Origin of the sequence: Tenacibaculum bernardetii, assembly GCF_029125915.1 — a bacterium.
Lineage (GTDB): Bacteria > Bacteroidota > Bacteroidia > Flavobacteriales > Flavobacteriaceae > Polaribacter > Polaribacter bernardetii.
The window spans coordinates 153,235-167,848 of sequence record NZ_JAQJCU010000004.1; the positions used below are offsets into that span (position 1 = coordinate 153,235).

Consider the following 14,614-nt stretch of genomic DNA (forward strand, 5'->3'; position numbering starts at 1 on the left):
CTTCAGCATTAAATGTTGAAGCTTTTTTATTTTTACAGAAATCAAAAGTAGAAGATGAAGCAATATCTAGATTTAGTAAAACACGTTTTAGAAAACGGAAACGAGAAAGGTGATAGAACAGGAACAGGAACAAAAAGTGTTTTTGGTTATCAAATGCGTTTTGATTTAAGTGAAGGTTTTCCGATGGTAACTACAAAGAAGTTGCACTTAAAATCGATTATATATGAGTTGCTTTGGTTTATAAAAGGTGATACAAATATTAAGTATCTACAAGAAAACGGTGTTAAAATATGGAATTCTTGGGCTGATGAAAACGGCGATTTAGGACCTGTTTATGGTCATCAATGGCGTAATTGGAATAGTGATGAAATTGATCAATTAAAAGATGTTATTGAAACACTAAAAACGAATCCGAACAGTCGTAGAATGTTAGTTTCTGCATGGAATCCTTCTGTAATGCCTGATACTTCAAAATCATTTTCTGAAAACGTTGCTAACGATAAAGCAGCTTTACCTCCGTGTCATGCATTTTTTCAGTTTTATGTAGCAGACGGAAAATTATCTTGCCAGTTATATCAACGAAGTGCTGATATCTTTTTAGGTGTTCCGTTTAATATTGCTTCATATGCATTGTTCACAATGATGATTGCTCAGGTTTGTGGTTATGAAGCAGGGGAGTTTATTCATACTTTTGGAGATGCACATATTTATAGCAATCATATCGAACAATTAGAATTGCAATTGTCTCGAGAAACAAGGGCATTACCAAAAATGAAAATGAATCCTGAAATCAAAAACATTGAAGATTTTACTTTTGAAGATTTCGAATTAGTAGATTATAATCCGCATCCACATATTAAAGGTGCTGTAGCAGTATAATTTAACATTATTTTTTATAATTTCTTTAGTAGCTTTGTAATAGGAACCTAAAAAATATAGAAAATGACTACAAATGTTGATGTTTTAAAAGATGCTCTGTATGATAAAATAGCTGATATTAATGATGAAAAGGTTTTAGAAGCAATAGAAACTTTAGTTGATAATATAAAAACAGATGTTTTAGCCGAAGCTACTACAAGTAAAAGAGATTTAACAAGTTATATTAAAGAGTGGGCAAAGAGTGTCTAGCCATTTATTAAATACAATCTATGATTACAATAATTGCTGCAATAGCAAATAACAATGCTTTAGGAAAAGATAATGATTTAATTTGGCATTTGCCTGCGGATTTAAAACGATTTAAGAAAGTTACTTCGGGACATTATATTTTAATGGGGCGTAATACTTTCGAAAGTATTGGAAAACCATTACCTAATCGTACATCGGTTATTATAACTAGGAATAATGATTATTTTAAAGATGGATGTTTGGTCGCGAACTCAATTGAAGAGGCTATTGAATTATCAAAATCAGCTTCGGATGTTTTTATAATTGGAGGAGCCCAGGTTTATAAACAAGCCATCGAAAAAGGGTTGGTTGATCAATTAGATATTACGATTGTTCATCACGATTTTGAAGCAGATGTTTTTTTTCCAACCATTGATTTAGATGTTTGGGAAGAAATATCTAGAGAGGATTGCAAAGCAGATGAAAAAAATAAATACGATTACAGTTTCGTTTCTTACAAAAGAAAATAAACGGTTTTTAAATGTCAAGTCGAGCGCAGTCGAGACCGTATAAAATACTTCTCGACTGCGCTCGAAGAGACACGATAATTTATGTTATTCTGATTTTATTTCAGAACCTCAATTGATAAAAATATGTCAATACAACTTACTTCTATATCCAAAATTTACGGAACACAAAAAGCAGTCAATGATATTTCTTTTAAAGCAAGAAAAGGAGAGATAGTGGGGTTTTTAGGTCCAAACGGAGCGGGAAAATCTACCACTATGAAAATCTTAACCGGATTTATTCAGCCAAGTGAAGGAACTGTTTTTGTAAGCGGAATAGACGTTGTTAAAAACCTTATTGAAGCACAGAAAAAAATAGGTTATTTACCTGAACACAATCCGTTGTATTTAGATATGTATGTGCGTGAGTATTTACAATTTCAAGCATCATTGCATCAAGTTAAAAAAGAAGAAATAGAAACTGTTATTCAACAAGTTGGATTATTAGTTGAGGCACATAAAAAAATCAATCAACTGTCAAAAGGATATAGACAGCGAGTTGGTTTGGCAGCAGCAATTTTACATAATCCGGAAGTATTGATTTTAGATGAACCAACTACAGGTTTAGATCCGAATCAATTAGTAGAAATTCGTGAGTTGATTAAAGAGCTTGGTAAGAATAAAACAGTTTTATTATCTACCCATATTATGCAAGAGGTAGAGGCGGTTTGCGATCGTGTAATTATTATAAATAAAGGGGAACTGGTTATTGATAAACCAATTTCTGAACTTAAAACAAGCAAGGAACAAACAATTAAAGTTACGTTTGATTATAAGTTAGAAGAACAATTTATACAGCGTTTACCAAATATTGTTTATTATAAAAATACGGTAGAAAATAATTGGATACTTACTTTTGAAACATCAGAAGATATGCGCCCAGTAATTTTTGATTTTGCGCAAGAAAATGGACTTAAAATTCTTGGTTTAAATACCGAAAATAAAAATTTAGAAAGCTTGTTTAGAGAATTGACTAATTAGAATAACTCCTATTATGGAAATCAAAAAGAACATAATTCTAGATAGAGTTGATAAAAAATCTATTTTAATTGATGTGTTTTCTTCAAGAGAAAAGAGTAATCAACCGATTGTTATTTTTTGTCATGGTTATAAAGGTTTTAAAGATTGGGGGGCTTGGAATTTAATGGCTGAATATTTTGCTAATGTAGGATTTTGTTTTGTTAAATTTAACTTCTCTCATAACGGAGGAACTATAGAAAATCCTATTGATTTTACAGATTTAGAAGCCTTCGGGAATAATAACTACACAAAAGAACTTGACGATTTAAATGATGTGTTAGATTGGGCGGCTTCTTATTTTAAAGACAGTGAAAGTTTTAATACAAGTGATATTAATTTAATAGGTCATAGTAGAGGCGGCGGCATTGCAATAATAAAAGCATCAGAAGATAATAGAATTACAAAACTTATTACATTAGCAAGTGTTAGTGATTTAGGCAAACGGACTGCTACTGTTGGTAACTTAAAAGAATGGAAAGAATCTGGTGTTAAATATGTTGTAAATGGAAGAACGAAACAACAAATGCCACATTATTATCAGTTTTATACTGATTTTAAAGATAATGAGAAACGCCTTAATATCAAATCTGCTGAATAACAATTAAAGATTCCGCATTTAATTATCCATGGAGATAATGACACTTCAATCTCTATTAATGAAGCAAAAGAACTGCATGAATGGAATCCTAAAAGTAAACTACAAGTTATTGAAGGAGCAGATCATGTTTTTAATGTAAAACATCCTTGGAATGAAACTCAGTTATCTGCTGAATTAGAAAAAGTGAGTGAAATTATTTTACACTTCTTAGAGAAATAACTAATTAGAATAATTAGCCCGAAACCATACTTTTTTCCAAACTCTTTTTAATATTAAAAAGACAATACTTTCGGTATAGGTGTCAATATTTGATGCTTCTTTTTTATAAGTCATTGTTTCAGTAATATCAATAATATATAAAAGATTTTTATAGCTGTTTAAATCCGCCAGAATTAAATGCTTTATTACTTTTGTTAACTCGTCCTTTAATGTAGTTGGTGTGCTGTTTTTAGTTAAATTAATTGCTAAATTGGCTAAGCTAAAATCTTTATTTAACTGAGTAATTAAATTTGCATACAGTTTTTCATTAACTGCCTTTACTAATAAAGCATCACTGTTAAGATGTTTAGAAAGCATTTTTAATTCAATTTATAATTAATATGTTGCTCATCCAATAACTTTAAAAATTCATTAGAAATTTTAATTTTAGTATTTCTGCTTGGTAAATTCAGCTCTATTTTTTCTTCGGTGTCCCAAATAGTAAAATGTAAATTCTGAGTTCCTCTATTAGTTGCAAATAAATGCTGCAAATCTTTAATTCTGTTTTCTTTTACATCTTGTAAAGGCATCTTTATGGTTATTTTTTTACACATTTTATCCATAATGTCATGAAGTAATAAGAACTCGTTAAAGCTGACTCTTGGTTCACCTTTTACACCTTCTTTGTTTGTCCAACCTGGTTTTACCATTGTTTTTACAAATAAGAAAGAATTAGGAACCAAAAAGTGTTTAAAACGAAGGTATTCTTCACCAAAAATTCTAAACTCGAAATTCTCACTATAATCCTCAATAAAAAAAGTAGCCCAACCTTTTCCTGCTTTTGATATGCGATGCTGTACATCGGTTACGATGCCACCAAAAGACAATGCCATGCCTTCGTATTTAGGTAAATCATTGTAATGAGATAATGCTGCGTTGCAAAATTTTAATTCGTTTTTAAAATCATCTAGCGGATGCGCAGAAATATAAATACCTACTACTTCTTTTTCTTTACCTAATAGCTCCATAGTTGCCCAAGTATCACAAGTTGGGATAATTGGTTCGGGCATTTCTTCTTCAGAGGCTCCGCCAAATAAAGAAACCTGAGAAGAATTCTGATTTTCTTGATATTTGTTACCAAAACGTAATGCTTTTTCTATAAATTTTTGATTCTTTTCATCCTCCACAAAATATTGTGCTCTGTGTGTATTTGTAAAAGAATCGAAACCGCCAGCTAAAATTAAACCTTCAAATGCTTTTTTATTTGCCACCCGTAAATCAACTCGTTTAGCAAGATCAAAAACAGAAGAAAAATGACCATTCTCTTCACGTTCATTAATAATTGCCTTTACGGCAAGACCACCAACACCTTTAATTGCAGCCATTCCAAAACGAATTGCTCCTTCTTTGTTTACTGAGAATTTAGAGAAAGATTCATTTACATCAGGCCCCAAAACAGTAATTCCGGCACGCTTACATTCTTCCATAAAAAATGAAACCGATTTAATATCGTTCATGTTGTTAGAAAGAACCGCAGCCATATATTCAGCCGGGTAATGGGCTTTTAAATACGCAGTTTGATAAGCGATCCAAGCATAACAAGTAGAGTGCGATTTGTTAAAAGCATAAGAAGCAAAGGCTTCCCAGTCTGTCCAAATTTTTTCTAATTTTTTTTCATCATGACCATTTGCAATTGCTTGTTTAACAAACTTTGGTTTCATTTTATCAAGAACAGCAATTTGCTTTTTACCCATTGCCTTACGTAAAACATCGGCTTCACCTTTGGTAAAATCAGCTAATTTTTGCGAAAGTAACATTACCTGCTCTTGGTATACGGTAATTCCGTAGGTTTCAGCTAGGTATTCTTCCATGGCAGGTAAATCGTACTCAATTTCTTCATCTCCGTGTTTTCTTCGGATAAAAGAAGGAATATATTCCATCGGTCCTGGACGATACAAGGCATTCATGGCAATTAAATCTTCAAAAACGGTAGGTTTTAAAGATCTCATGTGTTTTTGCATTCCTGGAGATTCATATTGAAAAATACCAACAGTTTCTCCTCTTTGGAAAAGTTCATAGGTTTTTACATCATCTAACGGAAAGGTCTCAGGGTCTAAAAGAACATCGTGTCGTGCTTTTACAATTTTAACGGTATCCTTAATCAAGGTTAACGTTTTTAATCCCAAGAAATCCATTTTTAGTAAACCAGCATCTTCAACAACCGAGTTGTCGAACTGAGTTACATACATGTCGGAATCTTTGGCAAGTGCAACAGGTACGAATTTGGTAATATCATCTGGAGTAATAATTACACCACAGGCGTGAATACCAGTGTTACGAACAGAACCTTCTAAAATCCGAGCTTTATTAATGGTCTCTGCCATTAAATCATTTCCATTAGAAAGTCTTTTTAGTTCGTTTACTAATTCTATTTCTTCAGCACGAAGTTTTTCCTTTAAGGTCTTGTCATCCAAAGAGAATATTTTCTTTAGCTTCATTCCAGGAATCAACTTGGCAATTCTATCAGCTTCAAAAAGCGGTAAATCTAATACGCGAGCAGTATCTCTAATAGAAGATTTTGCAGCCATGGTACCGTAGGTAATAATTTGAGCTACCTGATTTGCACCGTATTTGTCGATTACATAATCCATTACACGACCACGCCCTTCATCATCAAAATCAATATCGATATCGGGCATTGATACACGTTCGGGATTTAAGAAACGCTCAAAAAGTAAATCGTATTTAATAGGGTCTATATTGGTAATCCATAAACAATAGGCAACTACAGATCCAGCGGCAGAACCACGTCCTGGCCCTACAGAAACATCCATGTTTCTCGCTTCGCGGATAAAATCTTCAACAATTAAGAAGTAACCAGGATATCCAGTTTTTTCAATTACTTCCAACTCAAAATCTAAACGTTCACGAATACTATCAGTTATTTCGCCATATCGTTTTTTTGCACCTTCGTATGTTAAATGGCGTAAGAAATTATTCTCACCTCGTTTACCTCCGTCTTCATTATCTTTTTCATCTTTAAATTCGTCAGCAATATCAAAAGCAGGTAATAAAACATCACGAGCTAAAGTATAAGGTTCTATTTTATCTACAATTTCCTGAATATTAATGATGGCTTCAGGAAGATCTGCAAATAAAGTTTTCATCTCTTCAGATGATTTAAAGTAGTACTCGTCGTTAGGTAAACCATAACGATAACCACGACCTCTACCTTTAGGTGTTGCTTGTTTTTCACCGTCTTTTACACAAAGTAAAATATCATGCGCATTGGCATCTTCTTTGCTTAAATAAAATGTGTTGTTAGATGCAACTGTTTTTACGTTATGCTTTTTAGAAAACTTTAAGAGTGTTTCATTAACAACTTTTTCATCTTCTTGATTATGGCGCATCAATTCGATGTACAAATCATCACCGAATTGTTCTTTCCACCAAATTAATGCTTCTTCAGCTTGCGCTTCACCAACATTTAATATTTTACTTGGCACTTCACCGTACAAACTACCAGTAAGTACAATAATGTCTTCTTTGTATTGTTCTACTACTTTTTTATCAATTCTAGGGATGTAATAAAAACCATCAACAAAAGCAATAGACGACATTTTTGCTAAGTTGTGATATCCTTTTTTATTTTTAGCTAATAAAACAACTTGGTAACCGTTGTCTTTCTGACTTTTATTAGTGTGATCGTTACAAATATTAAATTCACAACCAACAATTGGTTTTAAAGGTTTTTGAGTAGGTTCTTCTCCTTTTTCTATAGCTTCAATATTAGCCGAATCAACAGCTTTGTTATGATTTAAAACTGCTTGTACGAAATGAAAAGCAGCCATCATATTACCTGTATCGGTCATTGCTACTGCCGACATGTTATCTTTTGCAGCAGCTTTTACAATATTACCAATTTGTATGGTAGATTGTAAAACAGAATATTGTGTATGATTATGAAGGTGTGCGAACTGACTATCTTTTAACTCAGCTAAACCTTCATTAGTACTTATAGTTGTTGTATCTCCTTTTGCTTTTTCTTTTCTAGCGCGAATTTTTTCACTTTCTCTTTTAAGATTTAAGTGATTTAGTCCGATTATTTGAGTAACACTTGGGTTGTTTTGAGTGTAGCGATCAAAAAAATCGTCTGTAACCTGAAGTTGTTCTTTGGTAAACTGACGTAAACGAATTAATTCTAAAAAACATCTAGTTGTTGCTTCTACATCGGCAGTTGCGTTGTGCGCATCTCCAAAACCGTCTCCAAATAAATGCTGGTGTAATTCGGTTAATGTTGGTAATTTAAATTTACCACCACGACCACCAGGAATCTGACACATTTTTGCTGTATGCTCTGTACATGTATCTAATATTGGTAGTTTTGTTAAGTTGTTATCAACACCTAAACGATGGAATTCACACCCCATAATATTAATATCGAAAGCAAGATTTTGCCCAACTATAAATTTTGTTTTACTTAAAGCTTCATTAAATAACGCTAAACCTTCAGAAAGTTCAATTCCTTGCTCCTGCGCTAAATCGGTAGAGATACCATGAATTCTTTCTGCATCATACGGAATATTAAATCCGTCTGGTTTAATTAAAAAATCGTTATGCTCAACTAAATTACCTAATTCATCATGTAATTGCCACGCGATTTGAGTAGCTCTAGGCCAATTATTAGTGTCAGTAATAGGCGCATTCCAACTTTTAGGTAGTCCGGTAGTTTCAGTATCAAAAATTAAATACATCTAGAGTGTTTTATTGAAGCGTTTAGGTATAAGTAAAGTGTAAAAATACGAAGAATTTGTGTTGTTTTTAGTAGAAGTTATTAACGAGTTTGTAACGTGATATTGAGTTTTATAGTCAATAAATACACATAATCTATTGTTACGTAGATGTTAAGTTTTAGTTTTATTGATATAAAATTAATTAAGAATCGAATTATAGAAGTATCTTTGCACTTTATTAAATATAATATTTTTTTACAATGAAAGAAGGAACAGTAAAGTTCTTTAATGAATCTAAAGGTTTTGGATTTATTACTGAGTCAGGATCAAACACAGAGTATTTTGTACATGTATCAGGTTTAATCGATGAGATTAGAGAAGGAGATACAGTAGAGTATGATCTTAAAGAAGGAAAAAAAGGTTTAAACGCAGTTGACGTTAGAGTGTTGTAATACCTAAACTCACCAAAATTTTCTTAAGAGCTTGTTTTTCAGGCTCTTTTTTATTGCAATAATGTTACGTTTTTAATTTTTAATAAAAAAAAAGCTATACATTTGCGCCCACTTATCACGAGATGATAAGATTTGTTAATAATCAAGGTCGCGTACCTTAAAAATTAAAAATTATGCCTGTAAAAATTAGATTACAAAGACACGGTAAAAAAGGAAAACCTTTTTACTGGGTAGTAGCTGCTGATTCAAGATCAAAAAGAGATGGTCGTTATTTAGAAAAAATCGGAACGTACAACCCTAACACGAACCCAGCAGTAATTGACTTAGATGTTGATACAGCTGTAGAATGGTTACAAAAAGGTGCTCAACCAACGGATACTGCAAGAAACATTTTATCTTATAAAGGTGTTTTATTAAAGAATCATTTAGCTGGTGGAGTTAAAAAAGGAGCTTTAACACAAGAACAAGCAGATGCTAAATTTGCAGCTTGGTTAGAGGAAAAAACTGGTTTAGTAGCTGGTAAAGTTGATGGTTTAGCAAAGGCTGATGCTGATGCAAAAGCAAAAGCTTTAGAAGCTGAAAAAGCTGTAAACGCTGCACGTATTGCTGCTAATACACCTGCTGCACCTGTTGCGGATAGTGAAGAAGTAGCTGCAGATAACGGAGCAGATAGCGAAGAATAAAAAACTGTACTATAATGATGATGCAAAAAGAAGAGTGTTTTTATCTTGGCAAAATCGTTAAAAAACATAGTTTTAAGGGTGAAGTGGTTATTAAGTTAGACACTGATGAACCCGATCTTTACGAAAATTTGGAATCAGTTTTTGTCGATTTAGGCAATAATCTGGTTCCTTTTTTTATTGAAAAATCTTCGTTAAGTAAAAGCACTATGTTTCGTGTAAAATTTGAAGATGTAGATACCGAGCAAGATGCTGATGCTATTATGCGAGCAGGAATTTATTTGCCTTTAAATTTACTGCCAAAACTTACTGGAAATAAATTTTATTACCATGAAGTTATAGGTTTTACGATTATTGATAAAAATTACGGAGAGGTAGGTACTTTAGCATATATAAATGATAAAGCAGCGCAACCTCTTTTTGAAATTGAAAACGGTAATACCGAGATTTTTATACCTATGATTGACGACTTTATTAAAAAAGTAGATCGAGAGAATAAAACAATTGAAGTAGAAACGCCAAAAGGATTAATCGAATTGTATTTAGAAGATTAACCTTTTCTTTTAAGAAAAATATTAAAAAAAGCCTAGAAAATTTAATCTTCTAGGCTTTTTTTGTTTTACTGAAGGATAAAATTACTTTTTAACTATTATAAAAGCTTGAAGAAAAATAAAAATGTATTTTTACAGACATTAATTTATAGAGTAAAAAAATGAGTTTATTAGAAGAATTACAAGATAGAAGTGGAAATCAATGTGAGTTATGCGCTTCAAAAGATAATTTATCAATTTATGAAGTTAAACCAATGGCTATTGGTGGTGTTGATGGTAGCTTATTAGCTTGTGATACTTGTGTTGAGCAAATTGAAGATGCTGAAAAAACAGAAGCAAATCATTGGCGTTGTTTAAATGATAGTATGTGGAGTGAGTTTAGAGCCGTAAAGGTTATTGCTTGGAGAATGTTATCTAGACTTCGTAAAGAAGGTTGGCCTCAGGATTTGTTAGATATGTTGTATTTAGAAGATGATGATTTACGTTATGCTAAAGAAAGTGGAGATCATTTAGATGAAAGTGAAAAAATAATTCACAGAGATGCAAACGGAGTAATTTTACAAGCAGGAGATTCTGTAGTATTAATTAAAGATTTAAAAGTAAAAGGTTCTAGTATGGTTGCCAAACAAGGTACTGCTGTTCGTAGAATTTCTTTAGATCATGAAAACGCAAATTATATTGAAGGTAAAGTAGGGCCAACTCAAATCGTTATTATTACTGATTACGTTAAGAAAATGGCTGAGAAAGAGTAAGAATCTAACGATGAGATTCTGAAGCAAGTTTAGAATAGCATTAAAAAATAGGTAATAAAAAAGGGAACGTTTTAAACGTTCCCTTTTTTATTACTTATTTTTCAGTATTATAAAATACTTTATAATATTTCATTTTTTTCTCTTCATCATAACCTTGTTCTAGATATTCTGAAGAAGCATCAGGTGCGTCTACATCAATTTTAATTAGAATATTTGTATCGAGTTTAAATTCTGTTTTAAACTTACTTTTTTCTTTTTTTAATACCGCATCCGAAACTTCAAAGTTATTACGAATTAAAACATCATTCAAACCTTCAAAATGTTTTTTGTAGTCTTCAAACATGCCTTTATGTTTCTCGTCTTCAAAAATTTCTTCTTTAAAACCATGATAATCTACGTTTTCATGCTCTTTAAAATAATCAACCGTATTGGCTAAGAAATTGCTTTGTTCATGTTTTCCGAATTCAGGTTTTATAATTTCTTCAGAAAAATCTTTACACATTTCTAAATAATTCTGAGTATGTAAATTACGATCATCTGCAAATTTTGCATTTAAGAAATTTTTAATCCAATATTGCGCATCATAATTATTGTTGTCTACTGATAAGATTACGGTTCCTTCAGTATCAGAAGAATTTACAATTAAACATCCTTTGTCTAATTTTTTAGTTGAAATTCCTTTCTGAACAACCACATCAAAACTATCATCATCTAAATATGTTTGTAAAAAATCTACTTTGCTTTCAATTTTAAAAACACCAACAGCTTCAGTTAAGATGTCTTTATATTCGATGCCTTCGAAATAAACCACCAAAACATCACCTGTTTTTATATTGGCAGAATTTGATTGTTCGTATAAGTGATTTACAATGTTTTTAGAATGCTCTATGAACGTGTTTTCATCTTCAAAAATATCAGAAGTGTATTTGTTAATTTCGTTTAAACGAACATCAGCATGATGGTTAAAACGATAACTTTGTGTTACTGTACCAAAGTTTTTTAATAAAAAAGGCATCAATAATTCGTAGCTTTCTTCATCGAAACGAACTAAGCTTTCTGAAAAAGCATTTTGGCCACTATTGTATTTATTAGCAACTTTATGAATAATACATTTGCTAATTTCTGCACGCGTTCTTTTAATCATCTTCTAAAATATTGGAAGACAAAAATAGAGAAACTAAAGTTTTAATTTAAATTGTTCGGGAAGTAATTTAAAAGTCATTCGGTGGTAAGGAGTTGCACCAAATTCACGAATTGCGTTTCGATGTTCTTTTGTAGGGTAGCCTTTATTTTTTCGCCAATTATATTGCGGATATTCTTGATGAATTTTTTCCATATATTCATCTCTATATGTTTTTGCTAATACAGATGCTGCTGCAATACTCATAAATTTAGCATCACCTTTTACAATTGTTTCGTGCGGAATTTCTTTATAAGGTTTAAATTTATTACCATCAACAATAATAAATGTAGGTTGCGGAGAAAGTTGTTCTATAGAGCGTTGCATACCAGTTATAGATGCTTGTAAAACATTTATCTCATCTACTTCTTTATGATCTACAAAAGCAACGCCAAAGGCTAAGGCATGTTCTTCGATATAGGGGCGTAATTCACGACGCTTTTTTTCTGAAACTTTCTTAGAATCATTCAGTAATTCATGATGAAAATTTTCAGGTAAAATAACGGCTGCTGCAACCACAGGCCCAGATAGGCAACCTCTACCAGCTTCATCTGTTCCTGCCTCTAAAATATGTCCGCTATAATTTAATTTCAACATATTACAAATTAACAGTTTTCAAAGAAATTATTCACAATTTTTGTCGTTTAATTATTTTACTTTTGTCATTATGAAGAAATTTTTTATAATCATTATTTTATTAGTGTTAAGCGCTCAAATGTATTCTCAGAAAAGAGACCTTCCGAGAGGTTTAAATGTAGGGAATAGAGGTGGTTTTAATCAGAGCAATGATTCTATATATGAAGGAGAGGTTAACGTAAAACTTAGCGGTAAAACAAAGTATACCGATTATAAGATAATCTCTTTTAAAAACGATACTACAATTGTAGATACTACGTTAACGTTAAAAAAGCATTATAAGTTTAATTTTTTAAGAAAGGATAATTTCGAGTTATTACCCTTTCATAACCAAGGACAAACATTTAATAATTTAGGATATAATTTTAAAGGTATTTCTCAGTTCCCTGATATTGGTTTTCGAGCAAAACAGTTTAATTATTTCGAAAAAGAAGATGTAGATTATTACCATGTGCCAACACCAACAACCGAAGTTTTATATAGAACAGGATTAGAGCAAGGGCAAGTTTTAGATATTTTATTTACCACAAATTTTTCAAAACGATTTAATGTAGGCTTGTCCTACAAAGGGATTCGTTCGTTAGGTGCTTACAGGCGCGCATTATCAAGTTCAGGTAATTTTAGAATGAGTTTTAAATATGAAACTCCTAAAGGACAATATGCTATAAAAGGTCAGGCAGTTAATCAAGATTTTTTTAATCAAGAAAACGGAGGTTTAACAGCTACTTCTTTAGAGGCTTTCTTAAACGACGATCCTAACTTTAGTGGCAATAGAGGTAGATTAGATGTGAATTTAAATGATGCCGAAAATACACTAGAAGGAAAACGTTTGTATTTTGAACATACCTTTAAGCTACTATCAGCAAAAGATAGCTTACATGAAAATGATTTTTCGAATTTAAAAATAGGACATTCTTTTACAAGAGATTCTAAATACTATCGTTTCAACCAGTCAACTGCAACACCATCTTATTTTGGTGACGCAAACACATCAGGAAGCATAAATGATAAAGCCAGTTATTTACTTAACAATAATGAAGTTTTTTTAGATTTTAATTCTAAATATATATTGGGGAAGTTCCGCGTAAAAACAGGATATACCTCGTATAGTTATGGGTATGAAAACCTACAGAATAATTTAGTTGGAATTACTAAGAATAAGTTAATAGGAAAAGCAGTTTCTTTTGGTGCAAATTGGAACGGAAAAATAAAAAACTTTTATATAAATGCCTCTGGTAATTTAACACCAGGTAGCGCAAGACTTTCTGGAAACGATTTAAAAGCTGAAGCCTTTTATAAAAAGGATAGTTTATTTACGATAAAAGCGCATTTAGAAATAAGTAACAAATTACCAAACTTTAACTTTTTACTGCACCAAAGTAGTTATAACGACTATAATTGGGAAAACGATTTTGCTGCTGTAGGAACAAGAACATTAGGCGGTGTGTTTGAATCTAAATGGGGAAATGCATCTGTAGATATTACAAATATTGATAATTACACTTATTTTGATGAAACAAGTTCTCCGCAACAATTTTCGGGGAGTGTTAATTATTTAAAAGCAAAAGTAGCCAAAGAATTTACTTTCGGAAAATTTGCTTTGGATAACACAGTAATGTATCAAAAAGTAGCAAATGGTAATGATGTATTTAGAGTTCCGGAAATTGTAACAAGAAATACCTTGTATTATTCTGATAGTTGGTTTAAAGGAGATCCTTTATATGTGCAAATAGGAACTACGTTAAATTATTTTTCAGAATACAAAGCCAATACTTATAATCCGTTATTAGCTGAATTCAGGCTGCAAAATGATACTGAAATAGGTTATCCTACGGTTGATGTGTTTTTTAACGCAAGAGTGCGTAGAACACGTATTTACTTTAAGGCAGACAATGTGAGTTCTTTTTTCTTAAAAAAGAATTATTTATCTGATTCTAACAACCCATACAGAGATTTTGTAATCCGTTTTGGAATTGTTTGGAATTGGTTTATATAATTAAATAAGAACTATTACGTATGTTGTTTATTTTGATTTTTCTTATACTCTCATTAACATTCAGTTTTTTGAGTATTTTTTTTCTGGCAAGATGGAAAGAGTTATTCTCTTTTATTTCATGTAATATCGTAATTCTATTTTTTTA

14 protein-coding genes are annotated in these 14,614 nt (G+C 31.5%); 10 read left to right on the forward strand and 4 right to left on the reverse strand.

Annotated features, from left to right (window positions below; translation table 11 throughout):
* Positions 1-54 precede the first annotated feature (54 nt).
* The 5 genes from P2G10_RS04885 (at position 55) to P2G10_RS04905 (ending at position 3,291) form a co-directional block, all read left to right on the forward strand.
* Complete coding sequence (locus P2G10_RS04885) at positions 55-879, forward strand: thymidylate synthase (RefSeq protein ID WP_218772148.1); 825 nt, start codon at positions 55-57, stop codon at positions 877-879.
* Between the two features lie 63 nt (positions 880-942).
* Positions 943-1,128: a hypothetical protein gene (locus P2G10_RS04890; protein ID WP_275315442.1), complete on the forward strand. Its 186-nt coding sequence runs from the start codon at positions 943-945 to the stop codon at positions 1,126-1,128.
* A 20-nt stretch (positions 1,129-1,148) separates the two neighbouring features.
* Positions 1,149-1,637: a dihydrofolate reductase gene (locus P2G10_RS04895; protein ID WP_218772150.1), complete on the forward strand. Its 489-nt coding sequence runs from the start codon at positions 1,149-1,151 to the stop codon at positions 1,635-1,637.
* 123 nt (positions 1,638-1,760) lie between these two features.
* Complete coding sequence (gene gldA / locus P2G10_RS04900) at positions 1,761-2,654, forward strand: gliding motility-associated ABC transporter ATP-binding subunit GldA (protein ID WP_275315443.1); 894 nt, start codon at positions 1,761-1,763, stop codon at positions 2,652-2,654.
* Between the two features lie 13 nt (positions 2,655-2,667).
* Positions 2,668-3,291 (forward strand): alpha/beta hydrolase family protein, encoded by a 624-nt coding sequence (locus tag P2G10_RS04905; protein WP_338056304.1) that lies wholly within the window; start codon positions 2,668-2,670, stop codon positions 3,289-3,291.
* A 219-nt stretch (positions 3,292-3,510) separates the two neighbouring features.
* Here P2G10_RS04905 and P2G10_RS04910 read toward each other — a convergent pair whose 3' ends face one another.
* Positions 3,511-3,867: a hypothetical protein gene (locus P2G10_RS04910; protein WP_275315445.1), complete on the reverse strand. Its 357-nt coding sequence runs from the start codon at positions 3,865-3,867 to the stop codon at positions 3,511-3,513.
* Between the two features lie 2 nt (positions 3,868-3,869).
* Positions 3,870-8,243, reverse strand: a complete 4,374-nt coding sequence (gene dnaE / locus P2G10_RS04915) for a DNA polymerase III subunit alpha (protein ID WP_275315447.1) — start codon at positions 8,241-8,243, stop codon at positions 3,870-3,872.
* Between the two features lie 239 nt (positions 8,244-8,482).
* Here dnaE and P2G10_RS04920 point away from each other — a divergent pair, with 239 nt between their 5' ends.
* The 4 genes from P2G10_RS04920 (at position 8,483) to P2G10_RS04935 (ending at position 10,657) form a co-directional block, all read left to right on the forward strand.
* Positions 8,483-8,674 (forward strand): cold-shock protein, encoded by a 192-nt coding sequence (locus P2G10_RS04920; RefSeq protein ID WP_218772155.1) that lies wholly within the window; start codon positions 8,483-8,485, stop codon positions 8,672-8,674.
* 173 nt (positions 8,675-8,847) lie between these two features.
* The gene (locus tag P2G10_RS04925; RefSeq protein WP_218772156.1) at positions 8,848-9,357 is read left to right on the forward strand and encodes a 30S ribosomal protein S16; all 510 of its coding nucleotides are present in this window, start codon (positions 8,848-8,850) and stop codon (positions 9,355-9,357) included.
* A gap of 20 nt (positions 9,358-9,377) precedes the next feature.
* Positions 9,378-9,908, forward strand: a complete 531-nt coding sequence (gene rimM / locus P2G10_RS04930) for a ribosome maturation factor RimM (RefSeq protein ID WP_275315513.1) — start codon at positions 9,378-9,380, stop codon at positions 9,906-9,908.
* 158 nt (positions 9,909-10,066) lie between these two features.
* Positions 10,067-10,657 (forward strand): PhnA domain-containing protein, encoded by a 591-nt coding sequence (locus P2G10_RS04935; RefSeq protein ID WP_275315448.1) that lies wholly within the window; start codon positions 10,067-10,069, stop codon positions 10,655-10,657.
* Between the two features lie 94 nt (positions 10,658-10,751).
* Here P2G10_RS04935 and P2G10_RS04940 read toward each other — a convergent pair whose 3' ends face one another.
* Together P2G10_RS04940 and P2G10_RS04945 are read right to left on the reverse strand one after the other, a co-directional pair.
* Positions 10,752-11,801, reverse strand: coding sequence for a nucleoid-associated protein (locus tag P2G10_RS04940; RefSeq protein ID WP_275315450.1), 1,050 nt, complete (start codon positions 11,799-11,801; stop codon positions 10,752-10,754).
* Positions 11,802-11,834: 33 nt separating this feature from the next.
* A complete protein-coding gene (locus tag P2G10_RS04945) occupies positions 11,835-12,434 on the reverse strand; it encodes a ribonuclease HII (RefSeq protein ID WP_275315452.1) in 600 nt (199 codons plus the stop codon).
* A 70-nt stretch (positions 12,435-12,504) separates the two neighbouring features.
* Between P2G10_RS04945 and P2G10_RS04950 the strand changes: the two genes are divergently transcribed.
* On the forward strand, positions 12,505-14,469 hold the full coding sequence (locus P2G10_RS04950; RefSeq protein ID WP_275315454.1) for a putative porin: 1,965 nt from the start codon (positions 12,505-12,507) through the stop codon (positions 14,467-14,469).
* Positions 14,470-14,614: the final 145 nt, after the last annotated feature.